19 protein-coding genes are annotated in these 22,184 nt (G+C 45.6%); 3 read left to right on the top strand and 16 right to left on the bottom strand.

Features of this window, described 5'->3' with window-relative positions; genetic code table 11:
* Window positions 1-135 precede the first annotated feature (135 nt).
* Window positions 136-1,845 (top strand): methyl-accepting chemotaxis protein, encoded by a 1,710-nt coding sequence (locus tag IEX62_RS07040; protein WP_188774732.1) that lies wholly within the window; start codon window positions 136-138, stop codon window positions 1,843-1,845.
* 312 nt (window positions 1,846-2,157) lie between these two features.
* Here the strand turns inward: IEX62_RS07040 and pgoN are convergent, their stop codons facing one another.
* The 4 genes from pgoN to IEX62_RS07060 all read right to left on the bottom strand — a co-directional run bounded on the left by pgoN (window position 2,158) and on the right by IEX62_RS07060 (window position 7,464).
* On the bottom strand, window positions 2,158-2,985 hold the full coding sequence (pgoN, locus tag IEX62_RS07045; protein ID WP_188774733.1) for a glyoxal/methylglyoxal reductase: 828 nt from the start codon (window positions 2,983-2,985) through the stop codon (window positions 2,158-2,160).
* Window positions 2,986-3,135: 150 nt separating this feature from the next.
* Window positions 3,136-4,143: an acyltransferase family protein gene (locus IEX62_RS07050; protein WP_229685663.1), complete on the bottom strand. Its 1,008-nt coding sequence runs from the start codon at window positions 4,141-4,143 to the stop codon at window positions 3,136-3,138.
* A gap of 512 nt (window positions 4,144-4,655) precedes the next feature.
* The gene (locus tag IEX62_RS07055; RefSeq protein WP_188774735.1) at window positions 4,656-5,714 is read right to left on the bottom strand and encodes an LLM class flavin-dependent oxidoreductase; all 1,059 of its coding nucleotides are present in this window, start codon (window positions 5,712-5,714) and stop codon (window positions 4,656-4,658) included.
* Window positions 5,715-5,805: 91 nt separating this feature from the next.
* Window positions 5,806-7,464 (bottom strand): sensor domain-containing diguanylate cyclase, encoded by a 1,659-nt coding sequence (locus IEX62_RS07060; RefSeq protein ID WP_188774736.1) that lies wholly within the window; start codon window positions 7,462-7,464, stop codon window positions 5,806-5,808.
* A 434-nt stretch (window positions 7,465-7,898) separates the two neighbouring features.
* Here IEX62_RS07060 and coaA point away from each other — a divergent pair, with 434 nt between their 5' ends.
* Both coaA and IEX62_RS07070 read left to right on the top strand, forming a co-directional pair.
* The gene (gene coaA / locus IEX62_RS07065) at window positions 7,899-8,828 is read left to right on the top strand and encodes a type I pantothenate kinase (protein ID WP_188774737.1); all 930 of its coding nucleotides are present in this window, start codon (window positions 7,899-7,901) and stop codon (window positions 8,826-8,828) included.
* A 123-nt stretch (window positions 8,829-8,951) separates the two neighbouring features.
* Window positions 8,952-9,323: a DUF423 domain-containing protein gene (locus tag IEX62_RS07070; RefSeq protein ID WP_188774738.1), complete on the top strand. Its 372-nt coding sequence runs from the start codon at window positions 8,952-8,954 to the stop codon at window positions 9,321-9,323.
* Between the two features lie 171 nt (window positions 9,324-9,494).
* Here IEX62_RS07070 and IEX62_RS07075 read toward each other — a convergent pair whose 3' ends face one another.
* The 12 genes from IEX62_RS07075 to IEX62_RS07130 all read right to left on the bottom strand — a co-directional run bounded on the left by IEX62_RS07075 (window position 9,495) and on the right by IEX62_RS07130 (window position 21,813).
* On the bottom strand, window positions 9,495-12,302 hold the full coding sequence (locus IEX62_RS07075) for a chitinase N-terminal domain-containing protein (protein WP_188774739.1): 2,808 nt from the start codon (window positions 12,300-12,302) through the stop codon (window positions 9,495-9,497).
* 443 nt (window positions 12,303-12,745) lie between these two features.
* Window positions 12,746-13,846, bottom strand: a complete 1,101-nt coding sequence (locus IEX62_RS07080; RefSeq protein ID WP_188774740.1) for an AI-2E family transporter — start codon at window positions 13,844-13,846, stop codon at window positions 12,746-12,748.
* A gap of 88 nt (window positions 13,847-13,934) precedes the next feature.
* The gene (locus tag IEX62_RS07085; protein WP_188775043.1) at window positions 13,935-14,843 is read right to left on the bottom strand and encodes a fumarylacetoacetate hydrolase family protein; all 909 of its coding nucleotides are present in this window, start codon (window positions 14,841-14,843) and stop codon (window positions 13,935-13,937) included.
* A gap of 165 nt (window positions 14,844-15,008) precedes the next feature.
* Window positions 15,009-15,320: an L-rhamnose mutarotase gene (locus IEX62_RS07090; RefSeq protein ID WP_229685664.1), complete on the bottom strand. Its 312-nt coding sequence runs from the start codon at window positions 15,318-15,320 to the stop codon at window positions 15,009-15,011.
* Between the two features lie 293 nt (window positions 15,321-15,613).
* Window positions 15,614-16,318: a bacillithiol biosynthesis deacetylase BshB2 gene (bshB2, locus tag IEX62_RS07095; protein WP_229685665.1), complete on the bottom strand. Its 705-nt coding sequence runs from the start codon at window positions 16,316-16,318 to the stop codon at window positions 15,614-15,616.
* Window positions 16,318-16,665 carry a YojF family protein gene (locus tag IEX62_RS07100; RefSeq protein ID WP_188775046.1) on the bottom strand — a complete coding sequence of 116 codons (348 nt, stop codon included), beginning with the start codon at window positions 16,663-16,665 and terminating at the stop codon, window positions 16,318-16,320. Before IEX62_RS07100 ends, bshB2 begins: the two co-directional genes overlap by 1 nt.
* Before the next feature lie 341 nt (window positions 16,666-17,006).
* The gene (locus tag IEX62_RS07105; protein ID WP_229685689.1) at window positions 17,007-18,119 is read right to left on the bottom strand and encodes a rhamnogalacturonan acetylesterase; all 1,113 of its coding nucleotides are present in this window, start codon (window positions 18,117-18,119) and stop codon (window positions 17,007-17,009) included.
* Between the two features lie 435 nt (window positions 18,120-18,554).
* On the bottom strand, window positions 18,555-18,983 hold the full coding sequence (locus IEX62_RS07110; RefSeq protein WP_188774741.1) for a universal stress protein: 429 nt from the start codon (window positions 18,981-18,983) through the stop codon (window positions 18,555-18,557).
* 18 nt (window positions 18,984-19,001) lie between these two features.
* Complete coding sequence (locus tag IEX62_RS07115; RefSeq protein ID WP_188774742.1) at window positions 19,002-20,093, bottom strand: YhgE/Pip domain-containing protein; 1,092 nt, start codon at window positions 20,091-20,093, stop codon at window positions 19,002-19,004.
* 96 nt (window positions 20,094-20,189) lie between these two features.
* Window positions 20,190-20,621, bottom strand: a complete 432-nt coding sequence (locus IEX62_RS07120) for a MarR family winged helix-turn-helix transcriptional regulator (RefSeq protein ID WP_188774743.1) — start codon at window positions 20,619-20,621, stop codon at window positions 20,190-20,192.
* Between the two features lie 103 nt (window positions 20,622-20,724).
* A complete protein-coding gene (locus IEX62_RS07125; RefSeq protein ID WP_188774744.1) occupies window positions 20,725-20,976 on the bottom strand; it encodes a YolD-like family protein in 252 nt (83 codons plus the stop codon).
* A 405-nt stretch (window positions 20,977-21,381) separates the two neighbouring features.
* Complete coding sequence (locus IEX62_RS07130) at window positions 21,382-21,813, bottom strand: universal stress protein (protein WP_229685666.1); 432 nt, start codon at window positions 21,811-21,813, stop codon at window positions 21,382-21,384.
* Between the last annotated feature and the right edge of the window lie 371 nt (window positions 21,814-22,184).

Below are 22,184 nucleotides of genomic sequence, written 5' to 3' on the forward strand. Positions count from 1 at the left end.
ATTAAACACTGCAAAATTAGTTTAACTAAAGAACAGACAGATACCACTACTTTTAGCCTAGTACGTTTATCCCTTTATTGCGTAACCAATCTTCCAAACACATACTTTATGACTATTATATTTATGAGGTGACCTATGAACATTAGATTTAACATCGCAAGTAAAATTTTAGCTGGTTATGTATTGATTATGTGCTGCTTTGCAGTAGCGATTGTCATTATGAATGCAAAAATGAATGAGTTGGAGCAAAACATCATTTATATTGCTGGTCATGACATGGATGTACACAAGCTGGCGAATGACATCCGTCTGAATATCGTCGATATGGAAACTGGACAGCGTGGCTATGTGATTACGGGAAATGAGAACTATCTGGCTCCGTATAACGATGGCAAAACGCAATGGGAATCGAACTATAATCAATTATATGCACTGCTGTCTGACAACCCTGCACAACAGCAAAAGCTAAATGAGATCAAAACGAATATCGAGAACTGGATTAGTATAGCTGGCGACCCTGTTATTACGCTACGTCAGCAAAACAATACCGCAGCTATTCAGCAATTTTTCGTCAACGATCCGGGTAAAGCCAATATGGACAGCTTCCGTGCAGCCATTACGAGCTTTTTAGAAACAGAAAATCAGCTTACCGATCAGCGAGTAAACGTACTTCATGATAGTAATGTGAATTTGAAAATATTGCTGTATGTATTACTGGGAGCCGTTATTATCATCTCACTTCTTGTCGGCTCTATTATAGCGTACCGTATCACACGCAATATGCGTCTCGTCACCCATACGATCAACGATATCGCTTCATCCGGTGGGGATCTGACACGTCGTATCGAAGTGAAAACGAATGATGAGGTCAAGGATCTTGGACAGGCAACTAACTCCCTGCTGATCAACCTGCAACGCATTATTAAAGACGTTCAGTCCAACACCGTACAGCTGGCTCTTGCCAGTGAACAGCTTGAAAAGGGCGCTTATGAGAACTCTCGTGCTTCGGACGAAGTCGCTCAATCGATTCAGAAAATCGCTCTAGGCTCTGAGCGTCAGGTATCGCGTACGGAGGATATTTCCTCTGTAGTTGAGCAATCGATAGCTGGACTCGGTATGGTCGCAGATACAAGCGAGGCTGTTGCTGGCATGGCGCGCCAGACACAGGAGCTGGCAACCGTTGGTGGAGAAAAGATTCAAAACAGTGTACAAAGCGTACAGAGCATGGCAACCGCATTCCGTGCAATTGAGACCGGGGTCAACGAACTATCTCAGCGTTCTCAGCAGATTCTGTCTATCACAGGCTACATCTCTCAGACCTCTACGCAGACGAATCTGCTGGCACTTAATGCAGCAATTGAGGCTGCACGTGCAGGTGAGCATGGGCGCGGATTCAGCGTCGTAGCCGATGAGATTCGTAAGCTCGCTGATCAATCCTCTCATTCTACACAGGAGATCACTGCGATCATCCAATCGATGACGGCTGCGATTGAAAGTATTGTTGAGCTGGTTACCGCTACAACGAGTCAGGTCGATGATGGCGTTGTGATGCTAGGTGAAGCGGGCGAAACCTTTGATCGAATTATGGGTCAGATCGGACAGCTCAATGTACAGATTAATGAGGTCGCTGGTTCCGTGGCTGAGATGTCGAAGGGTAATCAGGCTGTAGGTGCATCCTTACAGGAGATCAATGGCATTACGGAGGACATGGCTGCATTTACAGAGGAAGTATCCGCGATGACCGAGGAACAGACGGCTTCGCTGGCTGAAATGGTTTCTACGACGGCACAGCTCAAGCAAATGTCAACTTCTCTACAAGAGGTTGTTGATCAGTTCAAAATTTAAAACAGCCTTTTTATACCCTCTTTTGTAGATCTGGTAAACGCATGATAACAATAACAGTGCGATCACAGATTGCTATGTCCAAACGATTTGCAATACTACACGATTCGCAATACTAAACCATTTTTAATATCAAAAGAAGCGACTCCCTCTACTTAGGAGCCGCTTTTTTTGATTTCACCTTTTTGTACTGATCTTCTGCTTGTATTACTTTTCATGTTGTATTATTTTTCGTTCCATATATTCACACTTTGCCGTATGTGTACATGTACGTGCACAACTTATATACTTACACGGCTCAAGCGTAGCTTGCATTTAAAAATCAAAATTATCCGGGTCAGCACCAAAGCGGCGATCCTCATTCAGATCATCGATCTGCTTCATTTCCTCCACCGATAACTCAAAATCATAAATGTCCGCATTTTGCACAATGCGTTCCTTTTTGATCGATTTTGGAATCGTTACGATGCCGCTCTGAATATCCCAGCGCAGCAGTACCTGAGCGATAGACTTGCCATGCTTATCAGCGATTGCTTGCAGGATTGGATTATCCAGCAGTCTTCCCTGTGCAAGCGGTGCCCACGCTTCGATCTGAATGCCCTGCTCCTTACAATAATTGCGTAGCTCCACCTGACTGAGCAGTGGATGCAGCTCGACCTGGTTAACGACCGGACGAACCTTCGCATCGGCGAGCAGGTCTTCCAGATGATGAATCTGGAAATTCGATACGCCAATCGCACGGACTTTACCATCCTCATGCAGCTTCTCCAGCGCTCTCCATGTATCCTTATACTTGCCTTTGACGGGCCAGTGCACCAGATACAGATCAACATAATCCAGACCGAGCTTGCTCAGACTCTTTTCAAAAGCCTGTAATGTCGCATCGTAGCCTTGATCCGAGTTCCATACCTTGGTTGTAATGAACAGCTCCTCGCGTGGAACACCGGATTCCTTGATCGCTTGACCGACACCCTCCTCGTTTTGATACAATGCAGCGGTATCGATACTGCGATAGCCCGCTTCGATTGCCCATTTTACCGAGTTAACGACCTGATCGCCTTCCTCAACCTTATATACACCCAGACCAAACCACGGCATTTCTACACCGTTGGACAGCTTTGTTGTCGATTGCAAATGAAGCATGAATAATTCCTCCTTTGTCATTGGCTGATGTACATCCAAACTCGTACCTCTCCAGTATAACGCAACCTTTCCCGATAGTGGAACTGTACGATTTACAGATTCGGTTGAAGCATTTTACAAATTGTGCATGCCAGATAGCTTGTTCCGATGTTAGCCCAGATCGGTGCGGCTGCTATGTCGCTTGAATATGCGTTTTACTCCGGGTTCAACAAGCCATGCTGAAGCGACTCGTACACTGCTCAGCGATAATAATACGGTTAATAGCAGGCTGACAGGTATAACAAGCACTCTTGTCGTTCCTGTTCCGAGCCATGTATAGATATCGCTGGCTGTAATCGCCATAACGATAAAGCCGTGCAGTAGATACGTGTATAGCGTATTACTGCCCATCTCTGAGATCATACCGAGCGGGCGCGCTGGAGTCAGACTCATTACTGCGCCACCAATGATGATCGCAAGCATGTAGACACCGATTCGGTATAAGCCTGCTGACCATTCATTATGCCCTAACGACTCATAGGAGAAGCTACCGTACAGCCATTCCTTAACGACAAATGGTGAGTAGACTGCAATCAATACAGTCGCCGTTAAGAGAAGCAATGCCGATATTTTCTTCACAACAGGTGATTGAAGCCATGTAATCCAGGAACGATCCATATAATAGCCTGCCAGGAAAAATGGGAAAAATACGATCGTTCGCGACACACTGGCATAATATTCAGCATCATTCGCATAACCAGCCAGAATGGCAAGCACGATGGCAAATGGCAATGCGTATTGGATTCGAATCATATACGGCATTGCCGTTTTCCATAGAATCATACTGAAGAAGAACCACATCAACCAGTAGGGCGTAAAATAAGAAAAGATCAGTTGCGATCTATCGTACAGCCAGTAATCGAACAGGGAATACAGTGTCTCAAAGATCACATACGGAATAACCAGCTTGCTAATCACTTTGGTAAAATAATCGCCTGTACCGATATTTTTGGCAAAATAGCCTGAGATCAGCACAAACAGCGGAATATGAAAGCTATAGATCAATACATATAATGGCTTCAGCCACGGATCGTCGTATAGCGGCTCAATCATATGCCCGACAACCACGAGAGCAATCAGCAGAAATTTTAAATTATCAAAATAAGCATCCCTCGTCACGCGCATTACACTCCCTTCATGGCAGACCAGGTGGAATCATAGTGCATGTACCGTGAATTCGTGTATACATACCGTCTGCGCTCTAATACCCGTCTCCATCAGGCATGAACCCCATTATAGCAATCTACATTTTACAGATTCAACGTTGTGATGATCTAGCTCGCTGGTCATAGTTCATCCTCTAAACTTCTTATAACAACTATAATTTTATATCATAATCAAAGTAGAACGATAACCTACCCAGCATAGTCTCTATCCATCGTCACACAAAAAAGGGACCACAGTCATATGCAGTCCCTTGCTTATTTTTGAATATTCGATTGTGTTCCTTAGCTCACATCGATCCTCCAGTACGCTTTTGATATGCTTTTAGCATGCTTGGATTAGATATAAAGCTGTGCTATTTATGCTCATGCGTGGTCATCAGAGTCATCATGCGACTGGATTACGACCGCTACTTTATGATCCCAGCAGTCAGCCATGCCCATTAACTGTTTACTTTACGATCACCGTTATCTCAGCGCTTGACCTTGCTTCGTCTGCGGTAACCCGGCAGCCTGTGCGATCAGCTCATAGGAATGAAGTCTTGCCTGTTGATCATAAATCATACTCGTCATAATCAGTTCGTTTACACCCGTGTCCTGCATATAGCGCTCCAGCCCTTGCCGAATACGCTGTGGTCCGCCTTTGATCGTAGAGCTGAGCTGCTTTTCGACAGCTGCTTGCTCATAATCTGTCCATTTGCCTTCCATTGATGCAGGAGGTTGAATCTGTCCGGTGCGTCCGCGAATAATATTGAGAAATTGCTGCTGCATCGTGGTAGAGAGCCATTCCGCTTCTTCATCCGTATCTGCTGCAATGGCATTCACGCCAAGAATAGCATACGGCTCCTTCAGCATCTCGGAGGGCTGGAAGTATTCGCGATAAATACGTAATGCACGCTGCGTATAATCCGGTGAAAAGTGTCCGGCAAACGCAAATGGTAATCCTTTTTGTGCCGCCAATCTTGCACTAAAATCGCTGGAGCCCAGCAGCCAGATCGGAACATTTAGCCCTTCCCCCGGCACAGCACGTACAGGTGCATGATATGAGGTAGCTGACGCATCAAAAAAGGTCTGTAGCTCCTCCAGCAGCTCGGGAAAATCTTCGCCGCTATTGATATCTCGTCGCAGCGCAAGCGTCGTACGCCGATCACTTCCGGGCGCACGTCCTAGACCGAGATCGATTCTTCCTGGATACATCGACTCCAGTGTGCCGAACTGCTCCGCAATGACAAGCGGCGCATGATTGGGTAGCATAATGCCACCCGAACCAACACGAATACGGCTCGTGCCTGCGGCGATATAGCCGATCACGACCGAGGTTGCCGAGCTAGCTACGCCCGGCATATTATGATGCTCCGCCAGCCAGTAGCGATGATAGCCAAGCTGCTCTGCATGGCGAGCAAGCTCCAGGCTGTTACGAAATGATTGCGCTGGAGTCGAGCCTGCTAGTACAGGCGCTAGATCCAGTACAGATAATGGTATATAACCGGGATTTCCCGGAACAAATGATGCATGGGGTTCAGACATAGGTAGTCCTCCTTTATTGAAGTAACTGTAAAGGTTACCTATCCTATTATCCGCTTCTTGAATCAGAAATGCTAGCCCTCACGAAGTCGACTTACTCCAGCGTATTCGTTGTATTGCAATATCCAATCACTCGATTTCGTCCTGTACGCTTTGCTTCATATAAAAGGCGATCTGCAATTGCAATCAATTCCATACGATTAAGATTCCCACCTGTCGTTGTCCCTACACCGAGACTTGCCGTCACCGTCATCTTACCTGTGATCGGACTCCAATCTGCCGAGCTAATCGCCTGACATAGACGTGTAGCATGTAGCATGCCACATTCAGCATCTGTATCCTTAAATACTGCGAGGAATTCCTCGCCCCCGATTCGTGCGAGCGCTGAAGACGAAGGTGCCGTCATCGACATAATTTTAGCAACATTCACAAGTACGGTATCCCCTACCTGATGAGAGAGCGTATCATTGATTTCTTTGAAATGATCCAGATCGATCAGCACTGCTGTGACTGGCTGACCATTAATAAGCGATTGGGCAAGCAAATCATCCAGATACGGGTCCATAAAGCGTCGATTATGCAGACCTGTTAACGGATCACGTAGCGCCATTTCTTTAAAATATTCACTATCCTTACGCGCTTCCTCTGCATCGAAGGTCATTTGCAAAATGCGTGCGCGTGCTTCACGTTCTGCTGAGCGCTTCGCTTCATTTTCCTGATGATACAGCTTATGCTCCTCATAGGCTCTACGATAATCACCAGCTGCGGCATACATCTCCGATTGCTGCAAGCGTACACGCACCATCAAACCCGTCAATCCCTGCTCACGGCACATATGACGCGCCTCGTTAAGCGTCTTCTGCGCCTGCTTGAGCTTGCCCTGTAGACGCTGTGCTTCAGCAGTCGTTAGCAGGCATTCAGGCAGCACATTCAGATCGCCCAGCTTACGACTGAGCGGATCACGTAGCATCGGTACGAGTGTCGCTTCTGCTTTTTCCGGATGTCCAAGCAGAATCTCAATAGAAGCAATCGTATCCAGATGAGAGGCGCTCAGCTGCATGTTTGTGCGGGCGGCGATATCACGCAGCTCATTCGCCAGACGATAGGCAGCTTCGCCATCTCCCATCTCAAAGCGCGTGTATGCCATATTGTTCAGCGCGAACAAGCTCAGCAGCGTATCATCGGTCGCTTTGGCGATATTTAGCACCTCGTCAAAATGCTTTGTTGAATCATCGTAAGCGCCAACCTCGTCCAATGTGAGTGCAAGCATCATCAGATGATCTGCACGAAGTGGCGGAATCGCATCATCAGGCAATAGCTGCGAGCTGATCACGGCGTGCTGAAGCGCACTCTCATTGTCGCCCAAACGACGAAAAAAGCTCGCTAATAGTCGATGACTACGAGCAAGAAGATGATTATGCTGATGGGTTTCTGCCCATTCATTCGCCTGTCGAATAATGCGCCCTGCCTCAGCTACTTTCCCCTGCCGTGCCATAATATCAGCCTGAATAAGCCGCGTACGGATAATAAGTGCTTCGTCTCCTGATTGCTGCGCAACCTGAAGTGCACGCTGTGTAGCCGATACAGAAGCATTCACATTTCGGTAAGGTAATAATTCGAGTGTATCAAGCATTTTGGAGAAGGCTTCTTTTGAATGACTCATCAGATCCATATCGGATAATCCCGACTGTTCTTTGCCCGGTTGATTATCCTGATGAATCGGGATCGAATGTTTGTTGATTGACTTGGACATACGGCTTCCTCCTTCTTGACCTGCACCACGCCCGCTTAAGCATGTGATTCTACAATAATTAATTCATTTATTTGTTGAAAAATATGGGTTTAAAAAAGAAATAGGTAAAAGATATTAAAAAAATATGAATAAGTATCTATATGAAAGACTCATTATGTAATATGTTGAATATTAAACATCCTTGATTTACTATTAAACACGGGAAATGGATGGAAAAGTGCTGTTTATGTCGCTCTTTATAAATATATTACTAACTATAGCTTAATGAGTTATCGATGATAAGTCTTTTTTGCACTTTTCCTTTACATTGAGCAAACATTTTTTTAATTTGGCACTTTGCAAGGCAATTCTAACTTTTCTGCGCTCGTATGAGGTTTTTATGCGCCAAATTTGATACACTGTAAAATAAATAAACATGCAGAAAGTGAGAGCACATGAAACGTTATTCGCCATACATCGAATTCAATCGCCAGAACTGGGCCTCTCTGAGCGATAGTCACACTCCACTACCTCTAACCGAGCAGGAGCTGGAGCAGCTGAAAGGGTTAAATGAGCATGTATCTCTACAGGAAGTACAGGAAATTTACCTGCCGCTTACCCATTTAATTCATCTGTATGTGGGCGCTTCCCAGCAGCTTCATCAGCTGACCGGTAGCTTCCTGCACATTCAGGCTCCCAAAACACCATTTATTATCGGCATCGCCGGCAGCGTGGCTGTAGGCAAAAGCACGACAGCGCGCTTATTGCAAACGCTCTTATCACGCTGGCATACCCATCGCAAGGTAGACCTTGTAACGACAGATGGGTTTCTTTACCCGAATGCCGTACTCGAAAAACATAATATTATGAATCGCAAGGGCTTTCCAGAAAGCTACGATATTAAGCGCCTGATCCGCTTTATGGGCGATGTCAAATCGGGCAAGCCTCAGGTTCGCGCGCCACAATACTCACATTTGACCTATGATGTTCTCAAGGATCAGGAGACGATCATTCAGACGCCTGATATTTTGATCGTGGAAGGCATTAACGTACTACAGGTGAAAAAGGAAACGCCTCTTTTTGTGAGCGACTTCTTTGATTTTTCTATTTTCATCGATGCGGATGAGCAGGATATCGCACGCTGGTATATCGAACGATTCCAGCTGCTACGCCAAACCGCATTTCAGAATCCAGACTCCTATTTCCATGGACGCTTTTCCAACCTGTCTGAGGAGGAAGCCGATGCGGCTGCCAAGCATACGTGGAAAACGATCAATGCACGTAATCTGCACGAAAATATTTTACCAACACGGGAACGTGCACAGCTTATTTTGAAAAAGGAAGCTGATCATAGCATCCAAAATATCTTTTTACGTAAGCTGTAAATGATCATGCAGACGACATCGATCAGGAAGCGATAGGATGTGAATAAGGTTTACATCCTGTCTGACAACCATTCTAGCACTGCCTTCTTTCCTATCATTCTACCTTTTAAAAGGAGCGTATATATGCAAACTATGCTAGTCATCGGTAGCATCGTGATGTTTCTCGCTGTAGCGATTGGTGCCTTTGGCGCTCATGCGATGAAGCCGCGTTTAACACCGGATATGCTGAAAATTTATGAAACAGGCGTCCAGTATCACCTTGTACATGGAATTGGTATCCTCGCTGCCGGTATAGCAGGCAGCCAGTTAACGAATGGACATTCGCTTGCCAGCGCAGCAGGCTGGTGTCTGCTCGGTGGGATCATTCTCTTTTCTGGTAGTCTCTACGCACTGAGTCTCAGTGGTATTCGCAAGCTGGGTGCAATCACACCGCTGGGTGGTCTGCTATTTCTAGCAGGCTGGGTATTACTAGCGATCGCTGTCATTCAAGGTTAACTCTATACCCAAATAACAAATGCCCCGAGCGATCAACTTTACTGGAATCCAGTATGAGTTGATCGCTCGGGGTTTTTTATAATGATAAATGGAATCGAGAATGAAGCGCTACTCTACATAAAGTTATACCTAAAGCATTGGAAAAGTAGCCATCTACCCGCTATGCACATCTTACTTTGTTACTTGAACCGTAATCGGCTCACTTACCGTTGTGCCGGAATCATTCACCAGCTCCGCGGTGTAGACATGCTCACCTACTGCTTTACCTGATACAGCAGTAAATGCGCGTTGTGCCTGTGGAGTGCCTGCTTTTAGCTCTTGCTTGTCGATCAGTTGACCATCCTCGTACAGACGGTATTCTGTCGCGTTAGTTCCCCACCACATATTCATACTGATGCTGTAGCTTCCATCGCCATCCCAGTTGTCGCTCGCCAGTACAGGCTTGCCTGGATTAGCATCGGTCACTTTTACAGTCAGCGGAGCACTTTTAGTTGTACCAAAGCTATTGGTCAGCTCCAATACATACGTATACGTACCGTTCGCTTTACCACTCACAGCTGTCGTCACCTGCTGTGCTGCTGGTGATTGATCTGCCAGCTTCCCTTGAGCGATCAGCGCATCATTTTCGTACAGCTTATACGTAGAACCGTTATTTCCCCACCACATATTCATCGTTACCTGATAGCTACCATCCAGCAATCCTGTATCATGTCCATTATCGTCGGACAATACTGGAGTTCCTGGTGCATCTGTAGCATTAGGCTCTTCGATTGGAGGCTCTGGTGTTACAGGTGCATCAGCTGCCTTGATATCATCCAGACCGCGCGGCTTGAGCTGATAGCTATCCTTGAAAATAGCAGCAACACCGCTTACATCCACCCAATCGCCTTCTTTAAACGAGAACTTCTCCTGCGTTAAGCCTGTACGCGCATCCACACGCACATGTGTTTTTTTCGACTGGTCGCTATACACATCGCTCGTCACATCAAACTCGAACGAACCCGCTGGTGTTGCACTAACGATATTACTAATCTGTACCTGCTTCAGCTGTACAAGCTGGCCTTGATTATACGCATCCACCGTTACCGAGCTTACAGGCTCTGGCAATGCAGAAGTACCCTTTTTCTCAATCGTGACTGGATCAGTTAGCTCCAGCTCGGAGTTGTACAGCGTAGTCGATGCGGTAATACGTACCACATCTCCCTGTGCAAACCCACTTTGATTTTGGTAGACATAAATGCCACCTGTCTGATCCTGCAAGTAGAAGGCTTGACCACCAAATGCACCCGGTGCAGTCGTTACAACACCTTCAACTGTAACCAGTGCACCTGCACTTTGATTACGTGCAGAAGCAATGCTGCTTAGTGCTGGAATCTGAACGCCGCCGTTATCTACTGGCAATGGCTCGGCTGGTACATTCGCAATCGTTACGGCTTGCGTCAGCAGATTGCTACCATTTTGACGAAGACGCAGACTAGCTGCACCACTTGTGCCTGGCTTGATACGCACAGTCAGGTCTTTGATTGCGTGACCCTTGCTATCCGCTGTCAGGCTGTACGTCGAGCTATACCCGTACGATGTTGGCCATGTGCCATCCGCATTTTGAATCTGAGCCACCTGGTTACCACCTGTTACATAGATTCCTGCACTAAAGCCGGATACCGTACTATTCGGTGCCAGATCATCAGCAACGATGCGTACCTGGAATGGCTCTGCATTTGGAAGCTGGGATTGATATACCAGGCTATAGGTTGGATTGGATACCTGTACCGTGCTGCCATAAGATCCCGGCTTGAAGGTCGAAGAATCCCACCATTTGTAGCCTGCCGCAGGTGCTGCCCATGGCTCAGCTTGCGGCTCAGTCGATGTTTGTGGCGTTTCAATTGCCAGCAGAGGTGTTGGCTGATCGAGCTGCAATCCATCCACCTGCGACAGCGTGGTGTAGCTCTCCTTTGTAGACAGCCAGTTTACCGCATTGACGAGTAGCTTCCCATCGTCAACCTCTTTGAATCCATCATAGGTTGTCTTTTTAGCACCAGTTTCTTCGCGCAGATATTTTGGCGTTGCATCTTCAACTGGAGAGGAATCGCCAATAAATGCTGCTTTGCCCCCACCCAGCTTGGACACAGCTACATAAGGGCCTTCCGCTACACCGCCGCCATTATACACGCCCTGATCTACTGCGTTAGGCCAGGCTTCCTTCGTTTGTGGCATATACACGATGCCTTTAGCTTTATTTGGATCGGTAATCGCCAGTGTTGAGCCAGCGTGCATCGCTACACTGCTCACACCCTGCGTAATGCCAAATGCTTGATCCGGCGCTACGATATTGTTTGCATTAATATCGCCCAGCGCATTATAACGGAAACGTACACCGAAGTTGTCAGACAGCCAGTCAGAGCTTACAACATCCTTCATTGCTTCGGAATTGCGCTCTTCTGTGGACATGCCCTTGGCAGGGTCTTCCCATGCACCACGACGATATCCATTGATCGATTCGGAGCCATCCCAGCGATTTTTGTTACGATCGGCGTTATAATGATCACCGATAAAGAAGATACTGCCACCATTTTCAACATATTGCTTCATGGCAGCCTGCTCACTCGTTTTGAACGGTATATTCGGCTCAGCGACAACGAACACGTCATACCCGCTCAGGTCTGCATATGTAATCGCACCAGCTTTGCGCAGCTCCTTCACATAGTAGCCGTCATTCGCCAGCGCATTGGCAAAATCCGAAAATCCTCCATCGATTACCCAGTCTGCTGCACCAGCGGTCTGAGCATGAGCATTGTCGAACAATACCTTTTTCCCTGCATTGTCGTTAACGACCTTTGCATTAATAAACGGAGCTGGATCACTTGCCGTTTCCGCATGAGCCAGACCTCCAGTCATCAGTGCTGTAGGTAGCGGCATCAACAATGTAAACGCTAGCAAGCTTTTTGCCAGTTTTGGCCGCAGATCATTCCATGTAAGCATTTGTCTCCCCCTATGTATTATGAAATTGGAATAACGTTACCATTCTAACATGGAAATATATGCAAAAGTAATTCTTTTTGTAAAAAATTAATCAAATTAACATATAAAATTGAACAGATACTTTATTATTACATACAAAGCGAATACATCATTCTTTATTTTCGTTTCGATATGACGTTTATTGTGATTTCAAAGTTAACTATACTGACATATTTATTATCATTTTGTAAAATCGCCATATTTCCTTCTAATCGCACTGTACACTTCGTAACGAGTCCGCTTGTTGTTCTATCACTTTGCATATCTATAACTATATAAAAAAGCCACTTCCTCATCGCACCAATCCTTATCCATTACGGACAAGTCTGGAACATATGGGAAAGTGGCTCAATTTTATAATGTATGATTGTGCATGATATACAGTCTACAGTGTTCTAACCTATTTAACTAAGCTGATCCGGTGGAGATGGTGGAGAAGCTAGCTTCTCCTTCCCAGAGGCAGGAGGATCGGGCTGCTTAGACGCTTTGCCACGATTGACACCGATCAGATCCAGGAAGAAGACGAATAGTGGAATACCGATAATAAGTCCCCATGGCCCGATAAAGTGCTCGGAGAAGATCAGGATGACAAAGGTATAAAATACCGGCAAGTTCGTTTTGCTCGACATCAGCTTTGGATTGAGGAAGTACGCCTCGATCGCATGGATAATCAGAATAAGGATGAACAGATACACCACATATTTGATGCCGCCTACGCTCAGCGCGGTCAGTCCTAACGGAATGAGCGAGATGAACACACCAGCTACCGGTACTAACCCGAGTACGAATACAATAACAGCAAGTCCCATCAGATTCGGGAATCCCATGATCCAGAGCGCTGTAATCGTCAGAATTGTATTAATAAAGGAAATGAGCAGCTGTGCCTCGATCACTTTACCAAATGTATTCAGGAACATACCACCGAAATAACCGACTTCTTTAAAAAACCAGCTGAGCTTGCTATCTTGAAATGAAGCTGTAAAGCGTACGATATGCGAGCGATCCAGCAAAAAGAACAAACTCAGCAATATGGCAATGAATAGCTGGGAGCCGATCTGACTTATTTTCAGTAGTACGGTAAAGCCTGGGCCGATAAATTTGCCTACATTTTCGAGCACCTGCTCAATGTTCAGCGTTCTCATCAGCTCGACTACATAATGATTCCATTTGTTCGCATGCGGATTGGCGTACACATCCTGAATCATGTCATAAATCTGAGCTACCTGCATACTTACAGTTGGCACCATACGATAAATCCCCCAGCCGATGATGCCCAGCAATACAACATACACAAGCGGAATAACAAAAAACGGAGATACATTGGGAACTACCTTTTGAAAAATTTTCATGACGCCTTTATACAAGCTGCCGATCAGAATCGTGAGCAGCAATGTCATCAGTATAATATTCATCATGCTCGACATTGAAAAGATAATCAGGATCAGTATGGCAAGTACAATAATCCGTCTAATCCCCTCATGGTTAATCCATTCCCTAAACTTCATCCACAGACCCCTTCTCTATTTATGTCCACTTCTTTCATAATAACGTGTTTGCGGTCTGCTGTCACCGCTATCCTACAGCTCTCTATGTTTATTGCGGGATAGCTGCTTTGAACGTATTCGTTAAACGTCCCAGCTTATCGATCTCAATCGTTACCACATCGCCATCCTTCAACCATACCCGCTGCTCCTCCGGCTGTCCTAAAATCACACCTTCCGGTGTCCCTGTTAAAATGATATCGCCTGGCATCAGCGTCATGTACTGAGATACATAATGAACGATTTCATCACAGTAAAAGATCATATCAGATGTGCTCGAATCCTGTACCTTCTCATCATTCACATAGGCACGAATCCCGAGCTCATTCGGATTGCCCACTTCATCTGCGGTCACCAGATACGGCCCGATCGGCGCAAAGCGTGTACAGGTTTTACCGATCAGCCATTGACTGGTCCGCATTTGCAAATCGCGTGCAGATACATCATTGGATGCACAATAGCCAAACACATAGTCTAACGCCGTCTCTTTACTGACACGCTCTGCCTTTTTCCCGATCACAATGCACAGTTCTGCCTCATAATCCACCTGCTGACTGAGCGCTGGCAAAGGCACGGTATCCAGATGTGCAGCTACGGTGTCAGAGAATTTACTGAATACGACAGGTGTTGTCGGCTCAGCCATTCCCGTTTCAGCCGCATGCTTGCGATAATTCAAGCCGATACACAGCACCTTACCTGGTGTTGGTACACATGGAAGCCAGCGTACCGTGTCTTCTTCAATATAATGCTCAGGTGATATAGCAGTAGTTGCGCTGGCTTGCTCTAGCCAAGCGGTTAGCTTCTTATGTAGCTCTGACTCTTGCAGTAATTGCGCTACCGTTTGCGGTAATTGCAGTGCACCAGCAGATAGCTCCTCTAGCACAGCAAATGACACAATGCCTTTATCCAAATGAATACCGAGCTGAGATTGACCGTTCGAATCATAATGTACATATTTCATCACAAATACACCTCCAACACTAATGATGACAGGTTAAAGGTGTAGATACAACTTTGTGTCTATTCATTGCTGTTTTTTAAAATGAAATCATATAAATGGCTAGCATTCGTTTTGACTGGACTACCTTTAATTCAAGTCTTGGCTGTCTACTCATCCTTTTTCAGCTCAAGCCTTATAATGGAATACTTCCGGTATATCCTCTGAGGTCGTTCCTGCATCATTTAGCAGAAGCAGATCAGACATGTACGCCTGCCATTTCGTATTGGCAGGATGGACAGCGAGTGCATCCATTGCCTTACGATAATCTTCCACCTCCATATAAGCAAACAATATCCCACCATGTAAAAAAATGCTGTATGTACGAATTCCCACTTCACCAAATGCTTGCAATAATTCAGGATACACCGCCTCATGTCGACGGATGTATTCATCACGATCCTCAGGCCGTATATTTAATACAAATGATACGCGTTCCACTAGGATGCACTCCTTTGACATCAGATAATCTATGGCGTATAGGCAAACGGTGTATACTGTTGCAGACACCCCTCCGTGTGGTATACCGGTAGAGAAGTTAGCGTATACACCTTAGATAAATAGGTAAATACAATAGATAAACAAGTGAACTCTTATATTGTAAGCGTTATCTTTTATGAAATCAAAAGGAATATGACCCATCTTCACAAAAAGCTCCCTTTGCAGCAAAAAGCCACCCCGTCATAACGACAGGGCGGCTTCAAGAAAATATCGATGATATGATGATATATGGATTAAGCCTGCGGATAAGCAGTATACGTCCAGAAGCGTTCACGGCTAAAGCGCTCGCGTAGCTCGCGATCCATCTTTTTGCTCTTGCCCAGCTCACCTGGCGATGGGAATTGGGAACGATGTGCATGAATGGAATTCAGCTTATTCTGGATAAAGTCGCCCACTTCATTTTCCACATCAGGATAACCAATCTCATCTGTGCAATTATGGGAAAATGCCATCGCATAGAGCGGTGGACGCTCCGCTTCCGGCAATTGACTCATCGCACGCACGACAGCAGCACCGGTTGCATCATGGTCAGGATGCACGCTGTAGCCTGGATAAAAGGTAAATACAGCAGATGGCTGAAGCTCCTGTAATAGCTCTAGAATCGTGCCATCCAACACCTTACGATCTTCAAACTCAATCGTTTTATCATGGAAGCCCATCATACGCAAATCCTGAATACCGATCGCTTCAACGGACTTTTTCAATTCTGCGCGGCGAATATTCGGCAAATTCACACGGTTCGTAAATGGCGGTGTGCCCATGTTACGTCCCATTTCGCCCAGTGTCAGGCAGGCATACGTTACTTGCCCACCAGCGGCAATATGCTTGGACAATGTACCGGACAGACTGTAGCACTCATCATCTGGATGAGGCAGCACGACCAGTACACGGGATTGTTCAGGTATCGTCAGTTTCATCGGGTTCATCTCCTCACTCATCAAAACGGCTCCTTACTGAGCTGCAAGGCAACAACAAGCTTACCCTGAGCATCGTGTCCTGCTAGAATCAAGCGCGCCTGCTCGGTGTCTTCATAATGAGTCAAGCCTTCGGAATATACCCAGCCTGTCTCTGTTTTCAGACCTACACGGAAAAAGGGCGCTTTTTCTGAAATGGAGCCTGTAGTATAGCGTAGACGTGCATTACTAATAAATGTTGCCGACGGGTGCTTGCTGCTGTCCATATGGGACGCGTACGCGCCAGTCGTCATTTCAAGGTGAATATACAAATCCTGATCCTGAAGCTCGTTTAAACGACGCTGGATCAGTACTGGATCAATGAGCTGCATTGTCATCTCTATCTTCCTCCATATCCTCGCAAAATGCTTATCATATTATACTACATTATTTTTCGTATGTATAAGGGAAGGAAATAAATTGCATAAGTGCTGTGTTTAGCGCTGTGAAAAGAGACCGCTATATGAACTTTATAGCGTCTTGCATCAACTACTCCGGTAAGAAATACGGAGATCCACTAGAATAGAGCCTGCGAATCTACAACATAGGAGTTCATTGTAGACTCTCAGGCTCTAAAGATTATAATTATCGATCAATCTGTACCGTTCATGTGAATCACTGGTATCGGCTGTATCGATATTCGTATGGAACAGACAATATGATTAATTCCCATTTACGGTGTTAATCCCTGGCGCTTCAGTTCTTCGGATACCAGTCTGGCGAGCTGGATCGCGCCTGCACGGTTAGGATGCAGAGAATCTCCATCCATATAGAGTGCCAGTGTTGCCGCCGGGCCAATAGATGTAAAATAAGCGGAGCTGATCACGTTCAGATCGATTAAAGGCACATTCTCCTCGGATGCAAGGGCAACTGTTGCTGCTCGGTACCATCTGCCCTGAGCGTTGTGTACACCCGCGCTATTAAAGTCAGTCGCACGTCCCTGCGGCGTGGATAATACGGCTGTTGCGCCTTTTGCCTTCGCCTGACGAATCATATCGCGCATATATTCCTTAAACTGCGCTTCGGTTGTCGTATTTTTGGAATTCGTATCGTTGATACCCAGCTGAACGATAAATAGATCGCCGGGCTTAATGTATTTCAAAATAGCCTCCATCTGTCCATCATTAAGGAAGCCACGAGCGATCTGTCCGCCAGACGCCATATTGCGTACGATAAAGCTCGATGGGTTCACATATTGCTGTAGCATTTGCCCCCAGCCGCCCTGCACACTGCTATCCAGTGGATAGTAATTCGCTACAGTAGAATCACCGCCAATATAGATCGTAGGGTGCGTCGTTGGATTTGTGGATAGCTGCGTGATCTCCAATGCGCTCAAGGTGAAAGCTGCTCCAGCTTTACCCTCGGTAACTAGTAGATTCAGCTGTCCATCCGTTACTGGAATCTGAAACTCGTCAACCGCATTGTCCCCCGTCATATTGATGATCTGATACACCCCTTCGGCTGCTACACTGGAGCGCGATGTATTACCCAGCATCACCTTCACCTTATATAAGCCATTGGGTAGATCAACATTGAATGTATTGGTGCTCTTCGTGCCAAAGGTTACAAATTGTACGGCATCACTCCCCACACCTGACCCTGAGGCAGACACATTACGCATATTAGCAGGTGTATTAAAGCCATATCCCCGTGCTGCACTGTAGGCATCCTCTGCGCGAACACCTGTATAACCAGCCTGTACCGCTCCGTTGCCAAAATCGAACTTGTAGCCAGTCGCAGCAACTGCTGCTGGTGCAGGCCCAGCCGTGTACAATGCAGCTAGCATCGCTACACTTGCCGCTGTGAGCATTGCCTTTTTCCAAAAACGACTTTGCTTCTTCAGCGCTATGTCGCTGTTACGAGTATGTAGAGCTGTATCTGAGCTTCTAATCGTCTGACGTCGCGGTGACATTTTGAATAATTTCCCTTTGGTAATCATGTAATCCCTCCCATTAATGTAAGCGTATTCAAATCGTATATTAGTATTTCGCTTAGTTAGAGGAACTTCCTTTTTTCAAACTAGCTATATATTATTAAAATTTGGAAATTAGGCATATAACATTATAGATGACGCTGCGAATCCTTCTTCACTTATTCATTAGCTCTGGTCGATGCTCGGCATGATTATAGCGATGCTAACCATTCAGGACATGGATAATTGATAAAAAGCCTTTCCGCTGGAGACAGTGAATGTTCTCCATCGAAAAGGCTTCGCTAGCTATTACTTCACTATCGTGACCGCACATTCAGCATGCTGAGCCACATAATGACTCACACTTCCAAGCATCCATTCCTGAATCGTACCCAGCCCTCGGCTCCCCATTACAATCAGATCCGCATGAACCTTTGTCGCATAATGTACAATCGCCTTGCCCGCATGACCCTGTATGATATTCACACGTGCAGGGTGAGCTCGTTCTGTCATTCGATTCAAGCGCTCCCGGGTCTCCTGTTGCTCGTCTGTAAAATAAGCTTCCAGCTCATGGGTCGGTATGATGAGCGGCTGCTGGAGTAACTCTGCCTGCACAGAATCAACATATACCACATCCAGCTGTGTCTGTAGCTCTCCGGCAAGCTGTACAGCATGATCCAGAGCACGCTCAGCATGGGCAGAGCCATCGTAAGGTACGATAATATATTGAAATGCCATCCTTGTATCCTCTTTTCTTTAATGATCAACTGCTGGCTGTGTAAGCGGAGCAGTAGCTGGACGAATGAGAGCCGTACGCAGCCAGGTCACACCCCAGGTGATCAATGTGATTAACAGCAGATTGAGCACAAATGAACCGACTGGCGCATCATTATAAATCAAACGCAGATAGCCCTGAATCGCATTCGGTGCGGGTAGAAAGGAACCGATATGCCGATAAAATGGCGTCAGCATCGCTGCTGGAATAATATTGCCTGCTGTCATGAGCTGGAGCGGAATGAGCGCTACATTAAATAACGGTGCAGCATTGCCAAATAGAGCAAATGCCATCTGTGTCACACCGATGCTAGCTGCATATACGAGCATATGAAAGCCCCACATTTGCCAGAACGATGCCGTTGTATTGGCAAATAGCATAGCAACACTGGTAACAATTAAAGATCCAAATAACGCCACGCCTACAAGCAGGAGCTGTCTTCCCCAGAAAATATCCCATTTGCGATGGCTACGTTTTAGCATCATGGAAGCGAGATTCAGCTGAATATTCATCGTCATCACACCAATATACGTAACAAAGCCCAGAATCATCGGCAGCATCGATATTGCAAAATTACGAATCGAATGGGTTTTGATGATATTCGTGCTGACAATTTGCTCCTGCACATCGCCAAAGGCTTGCTTGCCTACAGCTGCTGAAATAGCTGGAGCCGAAGCTTCCATCATTGATTTGGCGATATCTGAATTGGCTTCATTTACATAATACGAGAGCTGTGCGGATTGCTTGCTGCTACCTTGCTCTGTAAATTCAGCTGGGATCGCAATGACCATCATGACCTCACCCTGATCCATCTGCTGCTGCGCTTGTTGCAGCGACGAATACATAACCGATTGATACGGCATCTGCTGGATCATACGCTCTATAATTACTGCACCCGAACGACCATCCTCATTCACAATACCAACCTTCAACTGATCAAGCCGTTCGGTTGCCCCGTTATATCCGGTCATCCACACGATCGTAAATAATAACGGTACAAATACGGCGAATACGAGACCAATCTTCGTCTGAACAATACTTAAAAATGCCTTGCAGGTGTGTAAAGCTTGCATAGGTTATTCCACTCCACTTCTTTGTCTGTATATAAATAGATGGTTAGCCTATAAAAGGCTATGCATCTATTTGTCCAAAAAATGAGCCGACCTTATTCAGTCGGACAAATTTTCATAGATATGATTTACGGCATCCTGTAGCGAATGGTCGGCTTTTCCTTGATATCGATCATAAATATCATGATCCAATCTCTCCATAATAGGCTCTGCCTGCTGTAAAAGCGCCACACCCTCTTCGGTAAGATGCACAACGACCGCACGACGATCAGCTGGATCGACATGACGTGCAATCAACTGCTTTTTTTCCAGTCGTTCTAGCGTTTTCCCAATGCTCGTCTGATCGCGCTCATGGATATTTGCTAGCTTTTTCTGAGACATCCCTTCATATTTACTCAATTGATGCAGGATGCCAAACTGCTCTGGTGTAATATCCAGTGAGCTTAGTAATTGAGTCGCTCTCTTTTTATAAGCCAGATACGTACGTGATAACAATAATCCTAAAGACTGCTCATCTGAATGAAGAGGCATCGTATTCCTCCTTCAACAAAATACTAGCATAGCCGATAATCGACTATGCTAGTATATGTGGTGGATATGAAATTTGTCAAAGCTTTTTTGTATAGCCTGTATCTCAATCACGTGGATAGTTGATGTCCATAATATCCATAAATGGCACCTTGTACAGATCTTCGACCGTCTGTACATGTACCTTACCTGTACGTGAATCCATTTTAACAATTTCACCGCGCACCGTTTCTTCCCAGCCCCAGACAGTCAGCACGATAATCGACTTTTCATGAAATGCTTCTGTTAGCTGATTACCGAGCTCTTCCAGAACAAATTCATCGCGTGTTGGACGCTTGGCCACTTTTGCTTTAGCCAATGTAAGACCTCCCTAGTATGTTCTCCTTTTCATTTTAACGTTTCATCTCCAGTGTTACAATAGTTTACGAGAAAAAACAAGAACAAATGTTCCGAATGATGGATTGGTCGAACTGGCAACAGCTATAGCAAGGTATTAAAGCTGGAATTTCTTTCAAAACATATCCAGCGATTTATGGAAAGCAATCTGACTGCAACTCAAAATCTAACCGCACGCCAAAAACCCAACTGCACATCAAAAACCGCTCTGTGCTATGTATAGCCTAAGAGCGGTTCGTTTGGATCAGACTTATATCATATTCGCGCTTCAACAAATAACGCTCATTTAAAATCAAACTTTCAATTGTACGCTTATACGCTCGATGGGAGCATGATTGTATCTTCCCCAGCATATATGACTCACTGGTTATTTAACAATCATCACTGGAGCAGATGCGCGCTGGGTTACATAGCGACTCACGCTACCCTTCATAAACTCACCCATCGTATTCAGTCCCCGACTACCCATGATGATCAGATCGGGCTTCGATTGCCTTGAATAATCGACAATCCCCTTCGCTGCACTACCACAAATGATGACGGTTTTGGCATTCGGAATTCTGGAGATCATCTCTCGCAGGTTGCGCCGCACTTCGTCCTCTTTATGGTCAAAATAAGCTTCCAATTCACTCGACGTCATAATGAGCGGCTGACGCAGCTCATCTACTGTTGCAGAATCAACATATAGAATCTCAAGCTCCGCCTGTAGACCTTCAGCCAGCGTTGCTGCTCGTTCCAGCGCACGCTGGGAATGCAATGAACCATCATAGGGGACAAGAACATGCGAGATCGCCATCATATATTCCTCCTTTAAAATGGAATTACAGTCATCATGCTTGATGAAGCGCTATCTGAATGAGACGAGAGATTAAAAACCATGCTTATTATTAAAATAACTCCAATTTATGTAAAATGCAAGCGTTTTCATATTTTGTCACGAATCTGTATTTATCCTATGTCCAGCAAGATCGATTCATGAACCGTATGAAAAAATAATACAAGCATACTCTCTCATATAGAGCTCGACATGCTTGTACCATTTACGATTAATGCTGTTTTGTTTAATGCGTAATATTCTTTAATTGCTAATACTATTAGTATATCTGGCAAGGTGCATCTGCTGAAGTGAATCCAGCATGTATTGTTTTATGTGAGCATACATACGGCATG

The sequence above is a fragment of the Paenibacillus hunanensis genome (assembly GCF_014645615.1).
Classification (GTDB): Bacteria; Bacillota; Bacilli; order Paenibacillales; family Paenibacillaceae; genus Saccharibacillus; species Saccharibacillus hunanensis.